The following is a 24724-nucleotide window of genomic DNA, read 5'->3' on the forward strand; positions in this document are numbered from 1 at the left end:
CGCCCGCACGGGGTACACGGGTAGGGCCCGAGAGGGCCGCACCGCGCACGGCGCACTACCGCGGTGCTGGGGGCGGGCGCGCAGGTGGCGCAGACCCGCGAGGGTGGGAACGGGGACAGGAACGGAAAGGCAACGCCATGCTGCTCGCAGAAGCACTCGCCCGCCGCGCCGAGGCGCAGGACCGCCTGCACTCCCTCACGCAGCGCCTCACCCAGGGCGCGCTGATCCAGGAGGGCGACACCCCGGTGGAAGACCCGGCGGAGCTCCTCGCGGAGGCCGCGCACCTGCTCCAGGAGATCGAGACCCTGGTGCGCCGCATCAACCACACCAACTCCCAGACCCCGTTCGAGGGGGCATCGCTTACCGACGCCATCGCCAGACGCGACGCCCTCCTGCGCGCGCGCCGCCTGTACGCGCAGGTCGCCGACGCCGCCTCGGCCCGCCAGGACCGCTACTCGCGCTCCGAGGTACGCTACGTGCCCACCGTGGACGTGGGGGCGCTACGCAAGATGGCGGACGACGCCTCCAAGGCCTACCGCGAGCTGGACACCAAGATCCAGCAGCTCAACTGGTCAACAGAGCTGCGTTAAGGACGCACCCGCCGCAGGACCTCCTCAAAGCGCCGCCCCGTCTCCTCCCAGGAGAAGCGCGCGGCCCACGCGCGGGCGGGCCCGGCCATGTCTGCGCGCGCCTCCAGCGTCTCGCGCACCGCCCGGGTGAACGCGCCCGCCCCGCCGCCGGGGGCGACGAGGCGCCCCGTGACGCCGTCGCGGATGGATTCGCTCACCCCGCCCGCGTCCGCGAACGCCACGGTGGGCACCCCGTGCTGGGCTGCCTCGATCACGGCGATGCCCCACCCCTCCTTGCGCGAGGGCATGAGGTGCACGGCGGCGCGCTCTAGCAGGGCGTGCTTCTCGGCCTCGGAGACGTGGCCGTGGAAGCGCACCGTGTCCCCGCCCAGGCCGCGGTCACGGGCGTAGGCGCGGAGGCGGTCCTCCCACCAGCCGGAGCCAACCACGTCGAGGACGGCGCCGTCGATGGCCGCCGCGGCGTCGATGGCCATCTCGAGGCGCTTGTGGGGGACGAGGCGGGAGAGGGTGATGAGGTGGGTATGGGGGGCGTCGATAAGCAACTGCTCCCCCTCGGGCACGGGATCCGCACCGTTCTCCACGATCTCGATGTCCGCGCCGCGCACCCCGATGGCCTCCAAATCGCGCTTGGATGAGGCGGAGACGGTGACGTACTGCGCGCCGCGGTACACGCGCGGGGCCACGCGGGACTCGAGGAACCAGCCGAGGCGGCCGATCAGCGGGCCCGCCACCGGCCACTGCTCCCGGTGGCAGTGGTGCGTGAGCAGCACTACCGGGGCGCGGGTGTAGAGGCGGGCGAAGAAGGGGATGCCGTTCTGGGTGTCCACCACCACGTCCGGGCGGTTACGCCACACCGAGAGCGGCGCGGCCAGGTACACGCCGTACTTGCCGCCCGCGCGCTCGTAACGCACGCCCCCGCGCGTGGAGCGGCGCGGCGCGTCCGTGTGCTTCGCGGTGCGGTAGACCACCTCGTGCCCCTGCGCCGCCAGGTACTCCCCCACCCGCTCCAGGTAGCGCTCCGAGCCCCCGCCCTGCGGGTGGGTCGAATCGCGCCAGCACAACAGCAGTATCTTCATCGCTATGTACCGTACCCGCCGCCTGGCCACGCTTCGCCGCTCGCTGCGCCTGCTGCGCTCCTTCCGCTACGAGCAGTTTCGCCCCGGCGTCTTCTACCGCGACCTGGCGCGCGACACCCGGGCGCTGCTGGAGGCGCTCTCTACCGACCTCACCGGCGCGCCGCTGGCCGGCAAGCGGGTCCTCGACGTGGGTGGCGGGCCCGGCTACTTCGCCGACGCCTTCGCCGACTGCCGCTACGTGGGGCTCGAGCCCGACGCCTCCGAGATGGCCGCGGCGGGGCTCGCCGGCTACGGCGCAGTGCGGGGCGACGGCGCCGCGCTGCCGTTCCGCGGCGGCGCCTTCGACGTGGTGTACTCCTCCAACGTGGCCGAGCACGTGCCGGATTGGCGCGCCATGGGCCAGGAGATGCTACGGGTGGCCGCCCCCGGCGGGCTGGTGGTGCTCAGCTACACCGTGTGGCTCGGGCCCTTCGGCGGGCACGAGACCGGCCTGTGGCAGCACTACGTGGGCGGGGATTTCGCGCGCCGCCGCTACGAGCGCGCCCACGGCCACCCGCCCAAGAACGTGTGGGGCGAGTCCCTTTTCGCCGTCTCGGCTGCCGAGGGGCTCGCGTGGGCGCGGGGCACCGGCCAGCTCGCGGCCGCCTTCCCGCGTTATCACCCGCGTTGGGCCTGGTGGCTCACGCGGGTGCCGGTGCTGCGCGAGTTCGCGGTATCCAACCTCGTCCTCGTGCTGGTCAAGGACGGGGCCCGCGGCTAGCCCCCGCCACGCGGAGGCCTAGCCTGCGGAGCCCTAGTTCTGGGACTCCAACCACTCGCGGGTGGCCTTGTTGGCATTCTGCACGCGCTTGCCCAGGCGATCGAGCTCCTCGAAGAGCTCGCGCGGCACGCGGGGGCCGAGCTCCTCGAAGTACTCGTGGGCGTCCTCCACGTCGTGCTTCCACAGATCCGGGCCGGCGTAGAGCGCCTCCTGCACGTCCTCGAACGGGGTGTCCAGGCCGGACAGGTCCAGGTCCTCCGCGCGGGCGGTGTGGCCCACCACGGTCTCGTTGGCGCCAACCTCGCCGTTGATGCGCTGCACGATCCACTTCAGCACGCGGGAGTTGTCGCCGAAGCCAGGCCACAGGAAGCGGCCGTCGTCCCCGCGGCGGAACCAGTTGACCAGGAACACGGACGGCATGCGGTCCCCGCCCTTGACGCCCATGTCGATCCAGTGCTGCAGGTAGTCGCCCACGTTGTAGCCGATGAAGGGCAGCATGGCCATCGGGTCGTGGCGCAAAGAGCCCACCTTCGCCTCGGCGGAGGCGGCGGTCTGGCCCGAGGAGAGCATGGCGCCAATCAGGGTGCCGTGGTTCCAGTCGTACGCCTGGGTGACCAGGGGCACGGTGTCCGGGCGGCGGCCGCCGAACAGGATGGCGTCGATCTTCACGCCCTTCCAGTCGTCGTACTCCGGGGCCGCGGTGGGGCACTGCTCGATGGCCACGCAGTAGCGAGAGTTCGGGTGGGCGGCCTTGCGCTCGTCGTCCGGCGTCCAGTCCTTGCCGCGCCAGTCGATCAGGTGCGCGGGCACCTCGCCGTCCATGCCCTCCCACCACACGTCACCGTCATCGGTCAGCGCGACGTTGGTGAACAGGGTGTTGCCCGGCTCCATGGTCTGCATGGCAATCGGGTTGGAGGCGTAGTTGGTGCCCGGCGCCACGCCGAAGAAGCCGTTCTCCGGGTTCACGGCGTAGAGGCCGTCCTCGCGCAGGTGCAGCCACGCAATGTCGTCGCCCACAACCTCGGCCTTCCAGCCCTCCAGGGTGGGGGTGATCATGGCCAGGTTGGTCTTGCCGCAAGCCGAGGGGAACGCGCCGGTGACGTGGTAGACCCTGCCCTGCGGGTCGGTGAGCTTGAGAATGAGCATGTGCTCCGCCATCCAGCCCTCCTCCTTGGCCATCACGGAGGCGATGCGCAGCGCGAAGCACTTCTTGGCCAGGATGGCGTTGCCGCCGTAGCCGGAGCCGAAGGACCAGATCTCCTTGGTTTCGGGGAACTGGGAGATGTACTTCGTCTCGTTGCAGGGCCACGCCACGTCAGCCTCGCCGTCGGCAAGCGGTGCTCCAACCGAGTGCAGGCAGTGCACGAAATTATCCCCGTGGATCTTGTCCAGGGCCTGGGTGCCCATGCGCGTCATGATGCGCATGGACATGACCACGTACTCCGAGTCCGTCAGCTGCACACCGAGCTTCGGGTCCGGGTCGGAGATGGGGCCCATGCAGAACGGGACCACGTACAGGGTGCGGCCCTTCATGGAGCCGTTGAAGTGCTCGAGCATCTCCTCCTTGAGCGCCTCCGGCTTCATCCAGTTGTTGGTGGGGCCGGCACCGGATTCCTTGGGGGTGGAGATGAAGGTGCGCGATTCCACGCGGGCCACGTCGGAGGGGTTAGAGCGGGCGAGGTAGGAGTTGGGGCGCTTCTCCTCGTTGAGCTTGATCAGCGTTCCCTTTTCCACCAGCTCGGCGGCGAGGCGGTCCCACTCCTCCTGGGAGCCGTTCGCGAACACCACGCGGTCCGGGTCGAAGAGGTCAACGGCCTCGTTCACCCAGTCGATCAGCGCTTCATTGTCGGTGGGCACTTCGCCTTCGAGCCGCTTGACTGCAGTCGTCATTGTCTCTCCTTTTGTACGTACTCTCTTCCCACACTACGCAACCACTTCCCGCGCGTCAGGGACTTGCCTCAGCTGTGGGGATGAGCTTTTGCTTTTCGACGCCCCCTCGAGCAAACCACACTCCCCCCACCCCAGAACCGGGGTGGCGTCCAGCTGTCCCTTCTACACAGATGACGCTGCCGACGACACCACGCAAGGCACACTATCTGCCAGCCCGCGCCCGCTTCCCGCAACGGGGGCAGCGCCGCCACCCCCGCGCCCACCCGCGGCTCGAACCCGTCCGACACTTGCATTTACGCACGTCATGTGAACAATTGAGGCGATGACTAATTCTGAAAACCGCCCCGGCACGGGCGAACTCCCCCACGGCCGTCCGCTCCAGACGGAGTTCGACACCGGCCTGGATTACCCCCGCCTCGGCTCGGTGACCTTCCGCCGCGGCACGCTGACGGACAACCAGGAGGCCCTCTTCGAGGAGCACTGGCCCCGCCTCGGCCGCGTGCTGGAGGACGAGCTGGTGGACGTGGATGCCTGGTTCGGTCGCGCCGGCCACCCCACCGTGGTGGAGATCGGCTCGGGCACCGGCACCTCCACCGCCGCGATGGCGCCCTTGGAGCCGGACACCAACGTGGTGGCCGTGGAGCTGTACAAGCCCGGCCTGGCCAAACTCCTCGGCGCCGTGGTGCGCGGGGACATTTCCAACATCCGCATGATCCGCGGCGACGGCGTGGAGGTCCTCGCCCGCATGTTCGGCGAGGAATCCCTCGACGGCGTGCGCATCTTCTTCCCGGACCCGTGGCCCAAGGCGCGCCACCACAAGCGCCGCATCATCCAGTCCGGCACTCTGAACCTCATTGCCTCGCGCCTCAAGCCGGGGGGCGTGCTGCACGTAGCCACCGACCACGCGGACTACGCCGAGTGGATCGACGAACTCGTGGAGGTCGAGCCCACGCTCGAGTACAAGGGCTGGCCGTGGGCGCAGGCCCCGCTGCTGACGGACCGCCAGGTGATCACCAAATTCGAAGGCAAAGGCCTGGACAAGGATCACGTGATCCGCGAGTACCTGTGGGAGAAGAGGTAGGACGAGGTAGGACATGGATCTGCACGAACTGACGCACCCCTACAACCCGGGCGCCGAGGCGGGCCCGAACAGCTACCTGCTGGTGTGGGACGCCCCGAACCTGGACATGGGCCTGGGCGCCATCTTGGGCGGGCGCCCCACGGCCGCCTACCGGCCCCGCTTCGACGCGATCGGGCGCTGGCTGCTCGCCGAGGCGGCGGCGCTTTCCGCCGACACCGGCGAGCGCGTCGAGCCCGAGGCCACCGTGTTCACAAACGTCTCCCCCGCGGGCGCCGACGCGGTGCGCCCCTGGGTCGAGGCCCTGCGAAACGTGGGTTTCGCCGTGTTTGCCAAGCCCAAGAGCGACGAGGACTCGGACGTGGACCAGGACATGCTGGCCCACATCGAACGCCGCGCCGCCGAGGGCGTGCTGCGCGGCCTGGTGGTGGCCTCAGCGGACGGGCAGAACTTCCTCTCCACCATCGAGGAACTCTCGGCCCGCGGCATCCCCGTCACCGTGATCGGCTTCCACGAGCACGCCAGCTGGGCCGTGAACTCCGAGGCACTTCGCTTCGTCGACTTGGAGGACATCCCCGGGGTTTTCCGCGAGCCGCTGCCGCGCGTGAACCTGGACCAGCTGCCCGAGGGCGGCGCCTGGCTCCAGCCGTTCCGCCCGCTGGCCTCGCTGCTCACCAGCAACCGCGACGCGCAGTAGGAGGGTCCGGACGTGTTTTACAGGTGGGGCCACTTCGCCTTTCGGCACCGCAAAATTATCCCGGTGCTGGTCATCGCGCTGATCATCCTCATGCAGGTCCTCTTCGGCTCGAAGCTGCAGGAGCGCCTCTCCCAGGAGGGCTGGGAGGACCCAGGCGCGGACTCCACCGCGGCCGCCGCGATCGAGCTGGACACGTTCGGCCGGGACAACTCCGGCGACGTCATCCTCCTGGTCACCGCCCCGCAGGGGGTGAATGACCCGGCCGTGTTCCACGCGGCAAACGAGCAGATCACCGCGCTGAAGGAGCAGTACCCCAACCAGATCGGGCACATCCGCAGTTACTTCTCCAACCCGAACCAGCAACAGGTTTCCGCAGACGGCACGAAGGCCTTTGCCGCCATCGGGCTGGCCGGGGATGGCGAGCAGACCCTGAAGGACTTCCGCACCATCCAGCCCGCGCTCAACGCTATGGAGCTGCCGGGCGGCGCGAGCGTGCAGGTCGCGGGCGCCACCGCCGTCGCCGACGCCCTTGACCGAGGCATGGCGGACGACATCGCCCGCGCCGAGCGCATCGGCCTCGTGTTCGTCGCCGTCATCTTGCTGTTCGTCTTCGGCGGCGTGATCGCGGCCGCGATGCCGCTGATTGTGGGCATCCTCTCCATCATCGGCTCCCTGTCCCTGCTGGCCATCCTGGCGCAGTACCAGCAGGTGAACATCTTCTCCCAGTCCATCATCACGCTGCTTGGCCTCGGCCTGGCCATCGATTACGGCCTGTTCATGGTCTCCCGCTTCCGCGAGGAGCTGGACCGGGGGTTGAGCACCGAGGAGGCGGTGGCCGCCACCACCACAACCGCCGGCAAGACGGTCTTCTTCTCCGCGCTCATGGTGGGCGTAGCCCTGTCCGGACTGCTCATGTTCCCCCAGGCCTTCCTCAAATCCGTGGCCTACGGCGCGATCAGCTCCGTGGTGCTCGCCGCCGTCATCTCCGTGACCGTGCTGCCCGCGCTGTTCGGCATGCTGGGCCCGCGCATCGACATGTGGTCCGTGCGCCGGCGCCGCCCCGCTGGCCGCCGCATCGAGGACAGCGTCTGGTACCGCCTCCCCGCCTGGGCCATGCGCAACGCGGGCAAGGTCACCGCGGCCACGGCTGCCGCGCTGATCGCTATCACGGTGCCGATTGTGGGCATCAGCTTTGGCGGCATCAACGAGACCTACCTGCCGCCAAACCAGGAGACGCGCCAGGCGCAGGACCAGTTCAACGAGGCCTTCCCGGCCTTCCGCACCGACCCTGTCAAGCTCGTGGTCACCGGCGCGGATCCGAATGAGCTCGTCAGCGTCGTCTTGCAGACCCGCCAGGTGGAAGGCCTCGCCGCGCCGATGGCCCCCGTGCGCCCCACCCAGGACGGGACCACCGTGCTCTCCGCCCCGCTGGCAGACCGCGCCGGCGGCCAGGCCGTGGTGGACCAGCTGCGCGCCATCGACACCCCGGACGGCGTACGCGCCTACGTCTCCGGCACGCCCGCGATGGAGGTGGAGTCCATCGAGGCACTGCTGAAGCGCCTGCCGTGGATGGCCCTCTACATGGTGCTGGCAACCTTCCTGCTTATGGCGCTACTCTTCGGCTCGCTGATCCTGCCGGCCAAGGCCGTGATCATGAACGTGCTGGGCATCGGGGCAACCCTCGGCTTCCTCACCGCCGTGTTCGTGGGCGGCGCCGGCGCGGGCGCGCTCAACTTCACGCCGGGCCCGCTCATGAGCCCGGTGCTCGTCCTCATCATCTCCATCCTCTACGGCCTGTCCACGGACTACGAGGTCTTCCTGCTCTCCCGCATGGTTGAAGCCCGCCACAACGGCGCGTCGACGGACCGCGCGATCACGTACGGCACCGCGCGCACCGGCGGGATCATCACGGCAGCCGCGGCGATCATGATCGTGGTTGCAGGCGCCTTCGCCATGAGCGACATCGTGATGATGAAGTACATCGCCTTCGGGATGATTTTCTCACTCGCGCTCGACGCCACCGTGATCCGCCTCCTGCTGGTTCCTGCCGTGATGCACCTGCTGCGCGAAGACAACTGGTGGGCGCCGCGCTGGATCAAGCGCGCCTACGCCTCCCTCGGCGAGGGCTCCTCGGGCGGGCACGCCGCCGGCGCCCCGGTCGCGCCCGCACCTGGCGAAACCCCGATCGAGGCGACGGTTGTGGACACCCAGCCGTACCGCTCGGGCGTCACCGTCAAGGAGGACACCACCCTCGTTCCCTTCGGCGAGCTCGTGCGCCAGCTCGACCAGCGCGAGGGGCGCGAGGGGCGCGAGACCCCTAAGGCCATTGAGCGCTAAGCAGTGGGCGCGGTGGCTCGCCCCGTTCGCGGCCATCGTTGCCCTCCTCATCTTCTTCCGGGACGAGCTGCCGTTCCTCGGCGAGGCGCGCACCGCGCTGCGCGGCGTTACCTGGCCCCCGCTCGCCGCCGCCGCCCTCACCGCACTGTGCGCCATGGCCGCCATGTCCGGCGTGATGCAGGTCCTGCTCAACGTTGAGGGCCGCATCACGGGCCCGGCTCGCACCAACGCGCTGGTCTACGCTGCCAACGCCTGGTCCACCACCATCCCCGGCGGCCCCGCCATCGCCACCTGGTTCGCGTTCCGGGTCAACCGCTCGTGGGGGGCGTCGGTAGGCCTGAGCGGGTGGTTTGTGGTGGTCTCCGGCGCCCTGTCGGCGGTGTGGATGGTGGTGATCGGCCTCGGCGCCGTGGTGCTGCTCGGCGCGGACCTGTCGGTGGCGTCGCTCGCGGCATCGCTCATCGTCGCGGTGGCGACCATGGCCGCCCTCTTCTGGGCCACGCGCCACCCGGAGCCGCTCAAGCGGTGGTTTCCGGGCCGCTTCGCCGACGTCATCGACCAAATCGCCGCCATCCGCATCAGTCCCGCCGAGTTCGGCGCGGCCGCCACGCTCTCGCTGCTCAACCAGATTTTTGACGTCGCCACCATGTACTTCTCCGTCTGGGCCGTCCTCGGCTCCGCGCCCGGCCTGCGCGCCGGCCTGAACGAGACGACGATCATGGGCGTCGCGCTCGCCTACATCATGACGAAGCTGGCCGGCTCCGCCCAGGTCACCCCGGGCGGGCTCGGCACGGTCGAGCCGGTCGCCGCCGGCATGCTCGTCGCCGGGGGCATGACGCTTGTCGACGCAACCGCAGCCACCGCCATCTACCGCGCCATCTCGTTCCTCCTCGTCACCGCCATCGGCTGGGTGGTGTACGCGGCCGTGTACGCGGGGCGCGGCTTCATGCTCGGCAAAGCGCCGAACTGAGACCGAACTGCTTTAGCATGGGACCCATGCGCAAAACTATTTCCAAGCCCTCCGCCATCGCCGCCGACTACGTGGCCATCGCCACCTTCGCCCTCCTTGCCCGCGCGGCCCACCAGTCGGACGACATGCCGTTTACCTTCACGGGCTGGCTGTCCACCCTGTGGCCCTTCGCCCTCGGCGTGACCCTCGGGTGGCTGATCACCCGCGAGAACAAGGGCGGCGTGATCTGGATCATCACCGTGGTCACGGGCCTGGTCATCTGGGGCCTGCGCAACGGCAAGGTTCCCCACTGGTCCTTCATTATCGTCGCCACCACGGTCTCCGCGCTGCTGATGCTGGGTTGGCGCGGCGTTGCGGGGGCCGTCGGCAAGCGCAACTAGCCCCTAGAAGCTCGAGCCCAGGTTGTACAGCGGGTTGCCGTTGGCCACGCCGAGGGCGAGCCAAACGATGCTGTTGATGATGTCGCCGAGCAGGTCGAGGGTTACGAGGATCATGGTAAGTAGCCTTTCAGTCGGAGTCTGTGAGGGAGTGTAGCCGGGAAGCTTCCGCAACTACAGCGGGGAGATGGTGTGCTTCTTGGGCAGGTCCAGTTCGTGCTTGGTGCTCAGCTGGCGCAGGGCGCGTCGTAAAGCAATGCGCGTCTCGGCCGGCTCGATCATCGAATCGATGTACCCGCGCTCGGCTGCGACGTAGGGGGACGTCATGTTCTCGTCATAGAAGTCCATGAACATCTTCTTCATCGCCTCGCGCTGAGCGGGATCCTCGATGGCGGCGAGCTGCTTGCCCTGGAGCATCACGGCCGCCGCGGCCGCGCCCATTACCGCGATCTGGGCGGTGGGCCACGCCAAGTTCAGGTCGCCGGCGAGGTTCTTCGACCCCATGACCGCGTAGGCGCCACCGTACGCCTTGCGCACGATGAGGGCCACCTTCGGCACCGTAGCCTCCACGCCGGCAAAGGCGAACTTCGCGCCGCGGTGGATGAGGCCCTGGCGCTCCTGCTCCACGCCCGGCATGTACCCCGGGGTGTCCACGACGTAGACCAGCGGGATGCCATACGCGTCGCAGGTGCGGATGAAGCGAGCGCCCTTGTCGGCGGCGTCGGCGTCGATGCAGCCGGCCAGGTACATCGGGTTGTTGGCCACGAAGCCCACGGGCCGGCCGTCGATGCGGCCGAAGGCGCAGATGAGGTTCTCGGCGTAGCCGGACTGGACCTCCACCAGGGTGTCGTCGTCGCCGAGCTGCACCAAGAGCTCCATCATGTCGTAGCCCGCGTTCGTGTCGTCGGGCAGGAACTCGTTGAGGTGGGCGTCGTCCAAGTCCTCGTCGGCAGGGGCCCAAGTCTCGGGCAGGGGGTCAAACGCGCTGGTGGGCAGGTGGTCGAGCAGGTCGCGGACGTAGTCGAACGCCTCCTCCTCGCTGCCCACCACGGCGGAGATGTTGCCGGCCTGCTCCTGCACGCGCGCCCCGCCCAGCTCGGCCGAGGAGATGTCTTCGCCCGTCACCTCGCGGATCACGTTCGGGCCCGTCACGTACATCTCTGACTGCCCGTCCACGGCCACGATGAAGTCCGTAGTCACCGGGGCGTACACGGCGCCGCCGGCGGATTTGCCCAGCATGATGGAGATCTGCGGGCAGCGGCCGGACAGGGGCAGCTGGCGCCGCGCGATCTCGGAGTACATGGCCAACGACGTCACCGCGTCCTGGATGCGCGCGCCGCCCGAGTCCTGGATGCCGATCACGGGGCAGCCGATCTTGATCGCGAACTCCATCACCTCGACCACCTTGCGGCCGAAGGTCACGCCGACGGAGCCGCCGTAGACCGTCTTGTCGTGGGCGTAGATCGCCACGGGCCGGCCGTCGACGCGGCCGTAGCCGGTGACCACGCCGTCGGAGTAGACCGCCTTCTCGTCGCCGGGGGTGCGGGCGAGGGCGCCGATCTCCACAAAGGAGCCCTCGTCTAGAAGCGCGGCGATGCGCTGGCGGGGGGTGGTCAGGCCGGCGTCGTCGCGCTTTTTGCGCGAGCGCTCGGACCCTGGATCCTGCGCCTTGTCCAGCCTGGCGCGCAGGTCTGCGAGCTTATCCGCGGTTGTCATGTGCATCCATCCACTCGTTCATGTGCTTGCCCACGATGCCCACCGCGGGTTCGTCCACCACGGCGAGATGGTCTCCGGGGAGGTGGACAATAGTCAAATCGTCCACGATGGCGCCCCAGCCGCCGTCCTCGTCGATGTGCGCGTAGTTCGGCTCAAGCGTGATCGCGCCGTCGTGCATCCGTTCGGAGCGGAAGAGCAGCACCGGCACGTCCACGTCGGCCCAGCGGGAGAAGTCCAGGTGGTTGAGAATCTGGTTGTCCACAAACGACGCGCGCTGGTGCTCGAGCACCCCGGCGGCGAGGCCGTGCTCCGAGGCGTCGGTGTTGGCCAGGAAGTCGCGCAGCATCTCCATCAGCGCGTCCTCGCCGGCCGTCTCCAGCAGCTCGTAAGGCACCTCGAACTCCAGGCCGTAGGTGTCCGCGGCGAACGCGGCGTAGCGGCCCCAGCGGGCCTTGGTCTCCTCCAGCGTGTCCGGGATGGGCTCGGAGGGCTGCGTGGTGTCCAGGAGCGCGATGAACTCCACCTTCTCGTTGCCCAGCTGGTGCGCCACCTCGTAAGCCAGCGCACCGCCGAAGGACCAGCCCGCCAGCACCACCTTGCGGTCGCCGGCAATCTCCTCGATGTCCTTGACGTACTCGGCGGCGCGCTCCTCAAGCGAGCCCTCGAGCCGCTCCACGCCGTAGACGGGCACGTCCGGGTGCAGGCGGCGCGCGAGCGGCGCGTACACCGCGGAGGAGCCGCCGGCGGGGTGGAAGCAGAACACGGGTGTGCGCGCACCGTCGCGGAACACGCGGATGTTGCCCTCCACCTCGGTCTCGAGGCCCTCGCGCACCAGGTTCGCCAGCGGTTCCAGAGTCTGCGCACCCAGCACGTCGGCCGCGGTCACCTCGATGCCGGAGCGTTCGGTGAGGTGCGCGGCAATCTCGGTGGCGGTGCTTTCGCTTATCGACGCCAGCTCGGACGTCACCCCGGCGGGGGCCGCGCCCGCGTACTTGGCCCAGGTACCGAACACCATCCGCTCGGAGGCGTCACGCGGGGCCACGCCCACGCCGCCCGCCTTCGCCTTGGCCACCTCGGAGGCCGGGTCTCGCGTCTCGGCGTTGTAGGCGGCCGGAATGACCTGCTCGCGGCCCGCCACCGCGTCCTCGACGATGGTGATCACGTCGGCGACGGACGCGTCGCGAAGCGTCTGCACCTGCAGCGGCGGGATCTGGAAGTCATTCTCGATGCGGTTCTTGATGCGCATGCCCATCAGTGAGTCGAGGCCCAAGTCGATCAGGGGCAGTTCGTCCGGCAGGTCCTCGGCGTCGAATCCCATGGACTCGGAGACGATAGCGCGCAGGCGCTCCTCGACCGTCTCGCCGGACTCCGGGTCCCAGCGCAGCTCCTCGATGCCGTCCAGCTCGCTGGTGGAGTCTGCGCTGCGATCCGTGGGCGCGCCGGTTCCTGAGGGGGCGTCGGCAAGCACGCGCTCCGAGCTCGCAAATCCCTCCGCAACCAGCGACGCGCCGTGGTACACGCGGACGCTGGCGCCGCCGAGCGAGGTGGCCACCACGGTGGTCACCTCGCCGTCCGCCGGCAGGTAACCGTGCTCCTTCGTCGCGGTGACGCGGGAACCGGGCAGCACCTCGGCGGCGGCGGCATCGATGAGCTGGTCGGGGCTGTAGACGGAGTCCGCTTGGGTGGCAAACGCCACCTGGCCGTCCGGCAGCTGCACGCGCGCGCCGAGGACCGAGCCGGTGCCGGAGGAGGGGCGCGCGGGAGTCCACAGGTGATTGCGCTCGAAGCGGGTGCCCGGCGCGGCGATGCGGGGGCCGCGGCCGTAGAAGGCGGTGAAGTCCACCTTCTGCCCCTGGACATAGAGCTTGGCGGCCAGGTCCAGCAGCGTCTCCGCCTCGTCCAGCTTGCGCTTGCAGGTGAACAGCAGCTGAGCGTCGGGCTTGCCGGCGGCGAAGGCGGTGTTCATCATGCCCATCAGCGCCACCGGGTTCGGCGTGACCTCAACCAGGGTGGTGTGGCCGGCGGCGAAGGCGGCCTCCGTGGCGTCCTGGAAGTAGACCGGCTGGCGGGTCATGCGCAGGAAGTAGTCCGCGCCGTGCACCACGCTGCCCGCGGGGTAAGTCTCGCGGTCCACGGAGGAAAACAGGGGCACGCGCAGCGGGGAGGCGGCGATGCCGGCGATCTCCGCCGCTAGGTCGCCCATGATCGGGTCCAGCATGGAGGTGTGGCCCGCGCCGCGCACGTTGAGCTTGCGCGCGAACTTCTCCTCCTTTTCCAGTTCGGCCACCACAAAGTCCACCGCCTGACCGGGCCCACCCACGGTGGTCATGCCTGGGCCCGCGTAGACGGCCGGCTCCACGCCGGCGGCCTGCGGGTGCGCGGCCACGAACTCGGCCAGCGCCTGCGCGCCGAGCTCGACCACGGCCATGGCGCCCTCGCCGTCGGTGCCCGCGATCATCTCCTCGCCCTCGCCCATGAGGCGGGCACGTTGGCAGGCCACCAGGATGGCGTCTCGGTCCGAGATTCCGCCCGCGGCGTAGGCTGCGGCGATCTCGCCCATGGACATGCCCATCACGGCGGCCGGGCGCATGCCCATGGAAGCCATGAGGTCCGTCAGCGCGATCTGGATGGCGGTGATGGTGACCTGCCCGGTGCGGGTGTCGTAGGTCTGCTCGTCGTCCTCGATGATCTCCACCATGGACCAGCCGCCCTCGAAGCGGACCAGCTCATCCAGCTCGCGCATGCGGCGGGCGAAGGGCTCGGAGGCTTCCATCAGGCGCTTGGCCATCTTGCGGTGCTGCGAGCCGAAGCCGGAGTAGACGAACACGGGCCCGGCCGCGTCCGGTGCGTCGGCCACGGTGATGCCGGGGCCGATCTTGCCCGCCTCCACGTTGCGCAGGCGGGTCACGGCCTCCTCGGTGGTGGCGGCCTGCACCACAGCGGCGGAACGGCCGTGGTTGCGCAGCGCGAGCGAGCGGGCCACGGGGATCAGGTCCGCGTCGGGGCGGCCCTCGAGGAACTCGGCCAGCGCGCCCGCCGCGGCCTTGCGGCGCGAGGGCAGCAGGCCGGAGACGGGCAGCGCGGCGACCTCGAGGCCGGCCAGGCTCCGGTCGGTGTCGTCCCCACCCGCGCCTTCGTATTCGCCCGCGTCGAAGTCGGTGAGCACCACGTGGGCGTTCGTGCCGCCGAAGCCGAAACCGGAGATGCCGGCCACGCGGCGGCCGGAGTAACGCGGCCACTCGCGCGGGTCCTGCACCACCTCGATGTGCTCGGCGTCAAAATCCACGTAGCGGTTCGGCGCGGAGAAGTTCGCGGTGGCCGGGATCGTGTCGTGGCGCAGGGCCTCGAGCACCTTGATCAGCGCCACTACGCCGGCGGCGGACTCGGAGTGCCCCACGTTGGACTTGGCCGAGCCGAGCAGCAGCGGGGTCGCGCTGGTGCGGTTCGCGCCGAGCACGGTGCCCAGCGCGGTGGCCTCGATCGGGTCGCCCAGGATGGTGCCGGTGCCGTGGGCCTCCACCAAGTCCACCTCAGCCGGGTCGATGCCGGCGTCGGTGTAGGCGCGCTCGAGCACGTCTGCCTGCGCCTCCGGGTTGGGGGCGGTCAGGCCGTTGGAGTGGCCGTCGGAGTTGGTGGCAGAGCCCTTGATCACGGCGAGGATTTCGTCGCCGTCCGCCACCGCGTCGGCCACCCGCTTGAGTACCACCATGCCGGCGGCCTCGGAGCGAACGATGCCGTCCGCGTCGTCGGAGAACGCGCGGATGGCGCCGGTGGGCGAGATCACGCCCAGCTCGGAGAACATCAGGGAGGCGAACGGGTTGGCCAGCACGTTCACGCCGCCGGCCAGCGCCACGTCGCACTCGCGGTCGCGCAGCGCGCGCACGGCGTGGTGCAGCGACACCAGGGAGGAGGAGCAGGCGGTGTCCACGTTCATGGAAGGCCCGCGCAAATCCAGCGCGTACGAGATGCGGTTGGGGATCACGGCCGAGGAGCTGCCGGTCAGCGCGTAGGGGTGCGCCTGGGCCGGGTCGGCGGCCATGAGCATGCCGTAATCGTTGTTGGAGGAGCCGACGAAGACCCCGGTGGCGCTGCCGCGCAGGCTGTCGGCGGGAATGTGCGCGTCTTCCAGCGCCTCCCACGCCACCTCCAGCATGATGCGCTGCTGCGGGTCCATGTTCTGGGCCTCCAGCGGCGAGAGCCCGAAGAACTCGTTGTCAAAGGCGGCGATGTCGTCCAGGTACCCGCCGTCGGTGGATTCCTCCGCGAGTTTGGTGCGCAGGTAGGCGTCGCCCGCGTACTCGGACCAGCGCCCGGCGGGCAGGGGGCCGGTTGCAACGCGGCCGTCGAGAAGCAATTGCCAGAACTCATCCACGTTGGCCGCGCCCGGGAAGCGCCCGGCGGCGCCTACCACCGCGATGTCGCGCTCCGCGGGGGAGCCTGCTGCTTGCCGACGCTCCCCCAGCGCCACCCGCGCCCCCCGCCCGCGCTCCTGCGTCAGGGCGCGCGCCAGCGCCTCCACGGTGGGGTACTGGTACGCGATGGTGGGGTCGATGCGGCGGCCCAGCAGGTTCTCCAGCTCCCCGGAGAGCACCACCGCATCCCGAGACGACAGGCCGTAGGCCTCGAGCGGTTTGGAGCGGTCGATGTGCTCCTCTCCCGTTGTGGCGGAGACCCACCGCTCGATCCACAAGCCAAGTTCGTTCTCAGTCATAACGTATGAGCTTATCGCCCTGGCTGGGGCAACCGTTACCTCCCGCCGGCGGGTTCTGCAGCCTCCAGCCAGCGCTTCGCGTTCACCCGGCGCGCGATCTTGCCGGAGGAGGAGCGCTGGATTGTGTTGGGGGCCGAGAACTCGATCACGTCCGGCGAAATGCCGTGGTTCTGCGTCACCGCGGCGCGGATCGCGTCCTCGGCGGCGGCGTCGCCCTGCTCGCCCGCGTCGTCCGCGCGTTCCACCAGCAACACGAGGCGCTCCACGTCATCGCCGGGCACCGCGAACGCGGCCACCGAATCCCGGCGCACGTGGTCCGAGGCCTCCATCACCGTGGCCTCGATGTCCTGCGGATAGTGGTTGCGCCCGGCCACCACCACCATGTCCTTCACGCGGCCGGTGATGTAGAGCTCGCCATCCACCAGCACGCCCAGGTCCCCCGTGGCCAGCCAGTGCTCGGCGGGCAGGCCCGGCGTGCACGTCTCGCCGATGGTGTTGTGGAAGGTGGCCTGCGTCTCCTCCGGGCGGTCCAGGTAGCCGGCGGCGGCGTTCGGGCCGTTGAGCCAGATCTCGCCCACCCGGCCCTCGGGGAGCTCGGCGCGGGTCTCAGGATCCACGATCGCCAAGTTCAGCGAGACCACCGGCTGGCCGTTGGAGGTGAAGGAGACGGTGTCTGCGCCGGTGTCTGCGCCGGTGTCTGCGTCGGCGGAGGGGGCGTCGACAAGCAATGCCCTCCCCTCGGCGAGCTCGGCGCGGTCAAACTCGGCGTAGCGGGGGCGGTCGGTGGTCTGCGGCGTGGCCACGATCAGGGTGGCCTCGGCCAGGCCGTAGGAGGGGCGCAGCGCCTCGCGCGGCATGCCGGAGGGCCCGAAGGCCTCCATAAACGCCTCCACCGACGGCTTGGTCACGGACTCCGACCCGATGATCACGGCGGTGACCTGGGAGAAGTCGTACTCCTGCGGGTCCTCGGCCGCGGCGTAGCGGGCTGCGAGCTCAAGCGCGAAGTTGGGGGCCACGGTGTAGATGTGCATGTCATCCGGGTCTCCGGCGCGGCGGGTGAGGCGGTCCATCCAACGCTTCGGCTGTTGCACAAAGTCGCGCGGCGCGAAGATCTCCAGCTCGTCCCCCAACACCACGCCGAGGGTGGCCAGGATCACGCCCATGTCATGGTGCAGCGGCAGCCAGGAGGCGATGCGCAGCGGCTGCTCCACATCCACGCTGAAGTACATCTGCAGCACATTCGTCACAATTGAGGTGTTGGTCAGCTCCACACCCGCCGGGCTGCGGGTGGAGCCTGAGGTGTACTGCAGAAACGCGATGTCCCCGGCCGGAGCCGCGATGGGCTCCCAGGCTCGCGCCAGCGAGTCTGGCAGCGAGCCGACCTCCATGATGCGGGGGCGCTCCGCGGCCGGCAGCCCGCTGAAATAGGCGCGCACGGCGGGCGCGCCCTGCTTGTTGGTCAGCACCACCCGCGCGCCGGAATCCCCCAGCACGGCCTTCAGGTGGTGCTCGTGGCCCGGCTCGTTCGGATCGTAGAGCGGCACCGGCACCTGGCCCGCGTACAGCGCGCCCATGAAGGCGAAGATGTACTCCGGCGAGTTGCCGGCCAGGATGGCCACGCGGTCCCCCGGCGCACCCACCTGCGCAAGGCGCGCGGCGACGGCCTTGATGCGGGTGTTGACCTCGCTGCGGGAGTAGGCCGTGTCCTTCCCCTCAGCGTCCTCCGAGTAGTCCCAGAAGCGGATGGAGGTGGCGTCGAGCCGCCCCGCCTGCTCGGCCGCCTGGTAGAGCATCTCAGTCAAAGCCGGGATGGTCAGGCCGGCGGGGATAGCGATGGCGCCGTCCGGGCCGACGAACTTGCCGATGATCGCTTTCAGGTCCATAGCGCTCCTTGCGTTCCAGTTGCGTTCTCGTTGCGTGCTCGTTGCGTTGCAGCCGCGTTCTCAACCGCGCTCACAACGCTACAAAATTAGTTTCCCGCTACAAATTATCTATGCGGTTGACCATCCAATCAAGGGCCCACGCCGACGCGGTGCTGCCGGGGATCACATCCGGGTTGGTGGCGTAGAGCGCGTGGTTGCCGTTGGCCAGCAGCAGGTCGCCGGCCCGGTTGATGGCGTTACCGATGGCCAGCGGCGCGTCGCATACCGTGTCGTTGGGCGCGCACACCTCGTACGCGCGGTCCGCCACCTCCCCGAACTTGCCGGGGCGCGGGCCCGTCATGGTGGCGCCGGGGGTGGCCACGTCCACCACGCGCTGGAAGGGCTGCATGGTGATCTCGGCGCCCTGGCCGGCCAGCTCCACCCCCGGGTTCACACCCACGCCGTTCTCGCGGCGGCCGTCCGCGATCATCACCGCACCCAGGAGCCGCTCGGACTCGATGGGGCCGTTGCAGGTGCCGATGCGATCCGCCACGTCGCCCACAATCACCGCGCCCTGCGAGAACCCGGCAATGATGAACTGGGTCCGCGGACAGGTCTGCGCGACGAACTTCAGCTCGCCGGCGAGTTTCGCCGTGCCCTCGGCGCGGGAGTCGTCGTACGTCATCTCCGCGCGGCCGCGCTCGGTCTGGATGTTCCTAAACTGCGCGGTGTAGGGCACCGTGAACACGCGCACCTGGTCGATGTCGTAGCGCTCCTGCAGGGGTTTGGTGATGGAGAGCATGTAGCTCGCCGGGTTCGCCTGCGGGTTGAAGGGGTCATCGTCCGGCGCAGACTCCCACGTGCCGGGCACGGACACCACCTCCACCGCGGGGCACCACGCAGGCTCCGCCGGGGTGGTCGGCTCCGCCTCCGTGTTCGAGGCCCCGGTCTGCGCCTCAGTGGACGTTCCGGTGCCCGGGCCCTGGGTATCCCCGGCGCGCCACTGGTAGATCCCCAGCCCGATCAGGGCGAGGACCACCAGCACCGCGGCGAGGACGAACGCGTTGCGCGATCTGCGCATAGTGTCCTCCTAGCAGAGGTTCGCGCGGGCGGTGTCGGTGAGCAGCTGGCCCACCGCCTCCGGATTCATGTCCGTGCGGCGCTGCTCCACCAGCTGCCCCGCCACCGCGTCGCGGGTGATGGTGTCGTTTGCGCACACACTAGCCCCGGTAGCTGTGAGTTGATCTTCAACCCCGTCAATATTCAGCCCGTTTTCCCTGAGGTGGTCCAGGAACGCCTGCTCGCCCGCCGAGTACCGCGACGATTGCTGCGGGATGGAGTCGACCGCGCTCGCCGGTTGGTCCTGCACCATGGAGACGGTCGAGGCTGCCGCGCCGGCGCGGGTGGAGGTCACCGTCACGGTGGCGGTGGTGCGGGAGGAGCTTTCGCTTGTCGACGCCCCCGTTGCCCCCGACGACTCCGACGACTCCGTTGCCTGGCTCGCCTGCGTCGCCTGGCTCGCCGTCACGTCGGCCGAGTCGACGGTGGCCCCGCCGCACGCGGTAAGCGTTGCAATGGCGAGCGCGGCCACGCCTAATTCCCCGGCTCTCATCGCTTGCGCTCCACCACAACGCCATTGATCTGGTCCAGCGAGCCGTTCTGGAACTGGATGGTCAGCCCGCCGGCCGGGATGGCGGCCATGTCCTTGACGGGCCAGCCGAGTCGGCCCTGCTCCCAGCCGCGCTTACCCCACTCGTTGAAGATGTCGCCGTAGTAGATCACGTGCGCGCCCGTGGCCGGGGACCAGTAGATGTTGCCGTTCTCAAACTGCTGGAAGGCGCCGCCGCGGATGGCAATCTCATCCGAGGTGGGGTAGCCCAGCTGCGAGGTGGCGGTGCCCAGCTCGCCGTACTTCTCGCCGATCTTGCCGTGGACGATGTGGTGGGTGTTGTCCGGGTTGCGGGTGAGGTAGCCGCCCTGGAACTTCTGCACGTAGCCCTTGCCCACCTGGTTCGCTTCGGAAACCGGGTACTTCAGGTGGCCCGTCTCCCACCCATTCTTGCCCCAGGCCTCGAACATGTCGCCCGGGATGGCGTAGGCGCCGGTCTTCGGGGTCCAGTAGATCGAGCCGTTCTGGAAGTGGACGTAGCGGCCCACGCCGTCCGGCGTCGCCGTCTCGCCCGTGGTGGGGAAGCCCAGCCAGCCGGCTGCGCCGCCGAGGCCGTTGTACTTGGCAAGGATCGCGCCGAACAGTGCGTGCGCGCCCGTCTTCGGGGACCAGAAGGCGGTGCCGGCTCGGAAGTCCTCCGCCTTGCCCGGGTTCTCGCGCGTGCCCACGGTGTACTCGTCGTTGACGCAGCTGCCGATCACGCCGGACTTCGTGGCCTCGGCGATCGCGCCGACGGGCATGCACTTCGAGCCGCGGCCCTCCTCCGGCACGCCCAGGGCGTTGGCGATGTACGGCCACGCCTGGCCCATCTCGAACTGCCAGTACTCCCAGGAGTGCACGCCGGACGGGCGGAAGCGCACGATCGGCTTCACGGAGGTGCGCGACGCGTACTCCACAAAGGTCTGGGTGGACATCCGGGAGATAACCTCCAGGCCCACGCCCGCCGGGTTGGCGGCGCCCTTTGCTACGGAACCAGGAGTGCCGAAGTCGTCCCGGCCGGAGCCCGAGGAGACGTAGACCGTCATGCCCTTCAGGTTCTCGATGCCCAGCTTCGGGTCGTGGTCGATCCAATCCTGCGAGCCCGCCGGTCCCCACATGGCCTCCGCGTCGTAGCCGCCCGCGTCCAACTGCGCCGCCTTGATAGCGGTGGGCATGCCAGTGGTGGTGGTATCCAGGTAGCCGGAGAAGGAGCCGACGAACTTGAACAGCTGCGGGTTGCGCTCCGCCAGGTTCACCGCGGCGGTGCCGCCCATGGACAGGCCCACCACGGCGCGGTTGCCGTTCGAGCGGAACTCGTTGTTGAGCACAGGGACGAGCTCCTTGGTCAGGAACGTCTCCCACTTGTAGTGCTTGCCGTTGTTGGGCCGCTGCCAGTCGGAGTAGAAGGAGGACTCGCCGCCGACCGGGAGGATCACGTTGACGTTCTTGTCGGCGTAGAACTGCTCGATGTTGGTCTCGATGGTCCAGCCGTTCTCGTCGTCGCGGGCGCGCAGGCCGTCGAGCGCCCACACCTCCGGGAATGTGGCGGTGGGGTTGGAGTGCCAGTCGCGCGCCAGCAGGATCTGCACCTGGATGGGGTGGTCCGGCATGGCGGCGGACTTAATCCACACCGCCACGCGGCGCTGGGTGAGCCACTCGATGCGGTCCACGGACACACCCGCCGGCAGGCCCGGCACCTGCGGGTGGGACTCCACGTCGATGGGGGTGCGCTTCGGCGGGTCGGAGGGGCGGATCGAGTCCGAAAACCCGCGGTTGGAGCTGAGCTGGCTGGACAGGTCCGCGCTCTGTGCCTGCGCCAGCTGAGCCGGCACGAGGGCAGCAGTCACGATTGCGGCGGCGGGGAGGGCCGCGGCGCGCAGCCACGGGGAACGGGAGCGGGATTCGCGCATGATTGAAGCCTCTTTCGTGTCAGGTACCCAAAGGTTAAGTTTCACTTGAGACTTGAGTGTAGAGACACGCCGGAGGCTGGTGTGAAAACTGTGCCGGGAGCACACAAATAGCAACGCCCGCCACCGAAGTGGCGGGCGTTGCGCTGGCACCAGGTTGCGAAACCCGGCTGCTTACCAGGCGTTCATCACGTCCAGGATGCGCGGCTTGGTGGCAATCAGCTGGGAGCCGAACTGGTCCCAGTTGTGCAGGCCGGTCGGGGTGAACACCGCGGTGTGCGGCACGCCCGTCGCCGTCGCCTTAGCGGACCACAGGCGGGTGGTGAAGCTGGCGATGGACTCCAGCGCGATGCCGGCGGCACGGTGCTGCGGCAGGTACTTCTCGTCGGCCGGGCCCGGGATTGCGGAGCCGGCGGAGACGTACACGTCCTTGCCGCGCAAGTTGCCCATGTTCAGGAACGGGTCATTCTCGTACCGGCGCGGGTTGAAGATGGATCCCCACATGGCGTTGAGGTTGTACAGCCCGCCGTCGAGAAGCGCTGCACGAAGCGCGGTCTGGCCGCCCGGAATGGTGGTGGTGAGGTAGCCCGAGTAGGACAGCACCTGGCGGAACTGATCCGGGTGCAGCGCAGCGAGGTTCACCGCGGCGGTGCCGCCCATGGACAGGCCCACGATGGAGTTGTTGGTGCGGGAGACGCCGAAGTGCTGCTCCAGGTACGGCGGGAGCTCCTTGGTCAAGAACGTGTCCCACTTGTAGGTCACCGGGTTGTTGAAGTCGTACGTCGCCGGCGCGTTCCAGTCCGTGTAGAAGGAGGACTCGCCGCCCACCGGCATCACCAGGGTGATGTTGTTGTCCACGAAGGTCGCGGCCGCGTTCACGTCGTTGACCCAGGCGTTGGTGTACTCGGTGGCGCGCAGGCCGTCCAGCAGGTACAGGCCCGCGTTGCCGCCGCGCTGCGCCGGCTGAATCTGCACCGCGATGTTGCGGCCCATGGCCGGGGACCACACGTCGCAGCGCTGCACCCAGTACTTCACCGGGTCCCAGTCGCAGGTGCCGGTGGCATCGGGGCGCAGCCAGTCGCGGTTCGCGGCCGACGCCTGAGGCGCGGCGACCACGCCGCCGATCATGGTCAGCAGCGCCATCACCAGCGCGACAAGGCCGCGGCGCTTCGAAGTAGTTTGCATGCCAAATCCCTACGGTCTTGGTGACAATTTATGTCACGGTTATCTTCAAACCAGTTATCTGGAAAATTTACCGTAACGTTACCAAGCCCCCGCCGGCCAAGCCACCTGCGCACCCCGGCGCCCGAGGTCCGCGCCCGCCTCGATCAAGCGCAAGGTGGTCTCGTCCAGGTAGCCCGAGGGGTCGCTGTCGATAGTCAGCGTCCGGCCCGGCCCGAGCGCGAAGCGCACGTTCTTTTTGAAGCGCTCCCAGCTCATCGGCTCGCGCGAGGTGCGCAGCAGCTCGTTGATCTCGGGCGTGCGCAGCGCCGCGCGCGCCTGCATGGCCATCTCGCGGTCCAGCCAGTCCGGCAGGCTGCGCAGGTCCACGGCGGAATCGGCCGCCTGCCACTCATCGGGCAGGTACTTGTCGTGGCCCACGCGCCCGTCGGGGTCGCGCGGCATGCGCGCCGCCAGCGGGTCCGCCAGCCCCATCGTGTCCAGGATGCGGGCATCAAGCGGGGAGTTCATCCCGGTCATGCCCAGGTTGATCCAGTACGCCGTCACCCCCAGGTGCTGCAGGTCCGACTCCCCGTCGAAGCGGGGTCGCGGGTACCAGGTGTACTTCTCCGGGCTGCGCTGGAGGCGGGCGATGGCAATCTGCCCGTCGCCGTCCTCCATCGCCTTGGGCAGCACGGTGTCCCAGTCCGTCATCATGGGCATGGGCAGGAAATCCTCGGCGTACCGCGGCGGGTTTCCGGGCTCGCGGCCCACGGCGCGCGTCCAGAAATCGCGCTCGTCCACGATGCCCAGCGAGCCGTCCTCCAGGTGGTAGGTGGACTCGTCCACTGAGGGCGGGCGTGCCACCGCCAGCGCCGCCCACGCCACCACGGCCGCGCCCGCCAGCCCCGCCGCCCGGTTGTAGGGCACCGCCATCAGGGGAACCAGCAGCGCGAACAGCGGCAGCAGGAGCATGCGCCCGTGCATGAAGTCCCCGCCCACGCGCAGCACGTACAGCGCATGCGTCAGGGCGCACCCGAGGCAGACGAGGGCAATTGCTAATCGACGCCCCCGCATACCGCCACCCCGGTAGCCCCCGCGAAACAGCAGCGCACCCACAAGCACCGCGATGGCCAGCGGCACGTACACCCAGTGCGCGTCCACCAGGTCGCGCAGGTACGTCCACCCGGCGGACCAGTTGGACTCCGCGGCCGACTTGGCCACCGCCGTGTGCGGGGTGAGCAGGCCGTAGTAGCCCATGCGGAAAATCTCGTACGCCGCCGGCACCGGCAGCGCGGCCGCGAGGATGCCTGGCGTCTTACGCGGCGTGGAGGCGATGAGCAGGATGCCGCACACCCCGCCGTAAAGGGCGAGCTCCGGGCGCACCAGCCAGGACAGGCCGCACCAAAATGCAAGGAGGTAGCCCGGCGGCGGCACGGCGCGCCGCGCCGGCGTGGCCCACTCCACCATGAGCGCCCACCACACGGCCAGCCAGAACAGGGCGAGGCCCCACTCCAGGCCCGAGGTGGCAAAGTCGCGCGCCGGCGGCAGCGCCAGGTAGATGATGATGCCGAAGGGGATCACCGGCGCCGTCCGGCGCAGGTTGTGCTGCCAGTACAAGCCGGAGGTGTAGGTGGCCAACGCCGCGGCGATCACCGTCAGCGTCAGGGCCAGCGCGGTGGCAACATCCTCTAGGCGCCCGCCCGTCGCCCAAGCCACGGCCGTGATCATGTATTGCCACAGCGTGGAGGTGTTGGCCTCGATGCGCTCGCCGGCGTTGAAGACGGGCCCGTTGCCGGCCAGCAGGTTGCGCACCGTGCGCAGGACGATCAGGCCGTCATCGCTCATCCCCCGGCGGGCCCACCCGCCCCAGAACGCGAACACGCCCGCCACCAGCGTTGCGGCTGTCAACGAGAGGCGGGCTTGGTTCTTCACCCGGAAGAT

17 protein-coding genes are annotated in these 24724 nt (G+C 69.3%); 7 read left to right on the plus strand and 10 right to left on the minus strand.

What is annotated here, in order from left to right; translation table 11 throughout:
* Positions 1 to 137 precede the first annotated feature (137 nt).
* Positions 138 to 590 carry a DIP1984 family protein gene (locus BN4252_RS06445; protein WP_066527833.1) on the plus strand — a complete coding sequence of 151 codons (453 nt, stop codon included), beginning with the start codon at positions 138 to 140 and terminating at the stop codon, positions 588 to 590.
* Here BN4252_RS06445 and BN4252_RS06450 read toward each other — a convergent pair.
* Positions 587 to 1666 (minus strand): glycosyltransferase family 4 protein, encoded by a 1080-nt coding sequence (locus BN4252_RS06450; RefSeq protein WP_066527835.1) that lies wholly within the window; start codon positions 1664 to 1666, stop codon positions 587 to 589. The genes BN4252_RS06445 and BN4252_RS06450 overlap by 4 nt on opposite strands.
* 4 nt (positions 1667 to 1670) lie before the next feature.
* On the opposite strand from BN4252_RS06450, the gene BN4252_RS06455 reads away from it, so the two are divergent.
* Positions 1671 to 2426 (plus strand): class I SAM-dependent methyltransferase, encoded by a 756-nt coding sequence (locus BN4252_RS06455; protein ID WP_066527838.1) that lies wholly within the window; start codon positions 1671 to 1673, stop codon positions 2424 to 2426.
* 33 nt (positions 2427 to 2459) lie between these two features.
* Here BN4252_RS06455 and BN4252_RS06460 read toward each other — a convergent pair whose 3' ends face one another.
* Positions 2460 to 4316: a phosphoenolpyruvate carboxykinase (GTP) gene (locus BN4252_RS06460; protein WP_066527840.1), complete on the minus strand. Its 1857-nt coding sequence runs from the start codon at positions 4314 to 4316 to the stop codon at positions 2460 to 2462.
* 322 nt (positions 4317 to 4638) lie between these two features.
* On the opposite strand from BN4252_RS06460, the gene trmB reads away from it, so the two are divergent.
* Genes trmB through BN4252_RS06485 form a run of 5 tightly spaced genes read left to right on the plus strand, consistent with a single transcriptional unit; the run spans position 4639 to position 9778 of the window.
* On the plus strand, positions 4639 to 5397 hold the full coding sequence (gene trmB / locus BN4252_RS06465; protein ID WP_066527848.1) for a tRNA (guanosine(46)-N7)-methyltransferase TrmB: 759 nt from the start codon (positions 4639 to 4641) through the stop codon (positions 5395 to 5397).
* A gap of 13 nt (positions 5398 to 5410) precedes the next feature.
* The gene (locus tag BN4252_RS06470; protein ID WP_066527852.1) at positions 5411 to 6091 is read left to right on the plus strand and encodes an NYN domain-containing protein; all 681 of its coding nucleotides are present in this window, start codon (positions 5411 to 5413) and stop codon (positions 6089 to 6091) included.
* A gap of 12 nt (positions 6092 to 6103) precedes the next feature.
* Positions 6104 to 8428, plus strand: coding sequence for an MMPL family transporter (locus tag BN4252_RS06475; RefSeq protein ID WP_066527854.1), 2325 nt, complete (start codon positions 6104 to 6106; stop codon positions 8426 to 8428).
* Positions 8418 to 9398, plus strand: coding sequence for a lysylphosphatidylglycerol synthase transmembrane domain-containing protein (locus BN4252_RS06480; protein ID WP_066527856.1), 981 nt, complete (start codon positions 8418 to 8420; stop codon positions 9396 to 9398). The genes BN4252_RS06475 and BN4252_RS06480 overlap by 11 nt, the downstream gene beginning before the upstream one ends.
* A gap of 26 nt (positions 9399 to 9424) precedes the next feature.
* Positions 9425 to 9778, plus strand: coding sequence for a DUF3054 domain-containing protein (locus tag BN4252_RS06485; protein WP_230208590.1), 354 nt, complete (start codon positions 9425 to 9427; stop codon positions 9776 to 9778).
* A 171-nt stretch (positions 9779 to 9949) separates the two neighbouring features.
* Here BN4252_RS06485 and BN4252_RS06490 read toward each other — a convergent pair whose 3' ends face one another.
* The 8 genes from BN4252_RS06490 to BN4252_RS06525 form a co-directional block, all read right to left on the minus strand.
* Positions 9950 to 11491 (minus strand): acyl-CoA carboxylase subunit beta, encoded by a 1542-nt coding sequence (locus tag BN4252_RS06490; RefSeq protein ID WP_066529248.1) that lies wholly within the window; start codon positions 11489 to 11491, stop codon positions 9950 to 9952.
* The gene (gene pks13, locus BN4252_RS06495) at positions 11475 to 16202 is read right to left on the minus strand and encodes a polyketide synthase Pks13 (protein WP_066527858.1); all 4728 of its coding nucleotides are present in this window, start codon (positions 16200 to 16202) and stop codon (positions 11475 to 11477) included. The genes BN4252_RS06490 and pks13 overlap by 17 nt, the downstream gene beginning before the upstream one ends.
* Positions 16203 to 16237: 35 nt before the next feature.
* On the minus strand, positions 16238 to 18085 hold the full coding sequence (locus BN4252_RS06500) for a FadD32-like long-chain-fatty-acid--AMP ligase (protein WP_066527863.1): 1848 nt from the start codon (positions 18083 to 18085) through the stop codon (positions 16238 to 16240).
* A 97-nt stretch (positions 18086 to 18182) separates the two neighbouring features.
* Positions 18183 to 19145, minus strand: a complete 963-nt coding sequence (locus BN4252_RS06505; protein WP_066527866.1) for a cutinase family protein — start codon at positions 19143 to 19145, stop codon at positions 18183 to 18185.
* Positions 19146 to 19154: 9 nt separating this feature from the next.
* On the minus strand, positions 19155 to 19655 hold the full coding sequence (locus BN4252_RS06510; protein ID WP_066527869.1) for a hypothetical protein: 501 nt from the start codon (positions 19653 to 19655) through the stop codon (positions 19155 to 19157).
* A 17-nt stretch (positions 19656 to 19672) separates the two neighbouring features.
* Positions 19673 to 21622, minus strand: coding sequence for an alpha/beta hydrolase-fold protein (locus tag BN4252_RS06515; RefSeq protein WP_066527872.1), 1950 nt, complete (start codon positions 21620 to 21622; stop codon positions 19673 to 19675).
* Between the two features lie 171 nt (positions 21623 to 21793).
* Positions 21794 to 22804 (minus strand): alpha/beta hydrolase, encoded by a 1011-nt coding sequence (locus BN4252_RS06520; RefSeq protein ID WP_066527874.1) that lies wholly within the window; start codon positions 22802 to 22804, stop codon positions 21794 to 21796.
* Positions 22805 to 22882: 78 nt separating this feature from the next.
* On the minus strand, positions 22883 to 24715 hold the full coding sequence (locus BN4252_RS06525; RefSeq protein ID WP_066527877.1) for a hypothetical protein: 1833 nt from the start codon (positions 24713 to 24715) through the stop codon (positions 22883 to 22885).
* Between the last annotated feature and the right edge of the window lie 9 nt (positions 24716 to 24724).

The sequence above is a fragment of the Corynebacterium bouchesdurhonense genome (assembly GCF_900078305.2).
Classification (GTDB): domain Bacteria; phylum Actinomycetota; class Actinomycetes; order Mycobacteriales; family Mycobacteriaceae; genus Corynebacterium; species Corynebacterium bouchesdurhonense.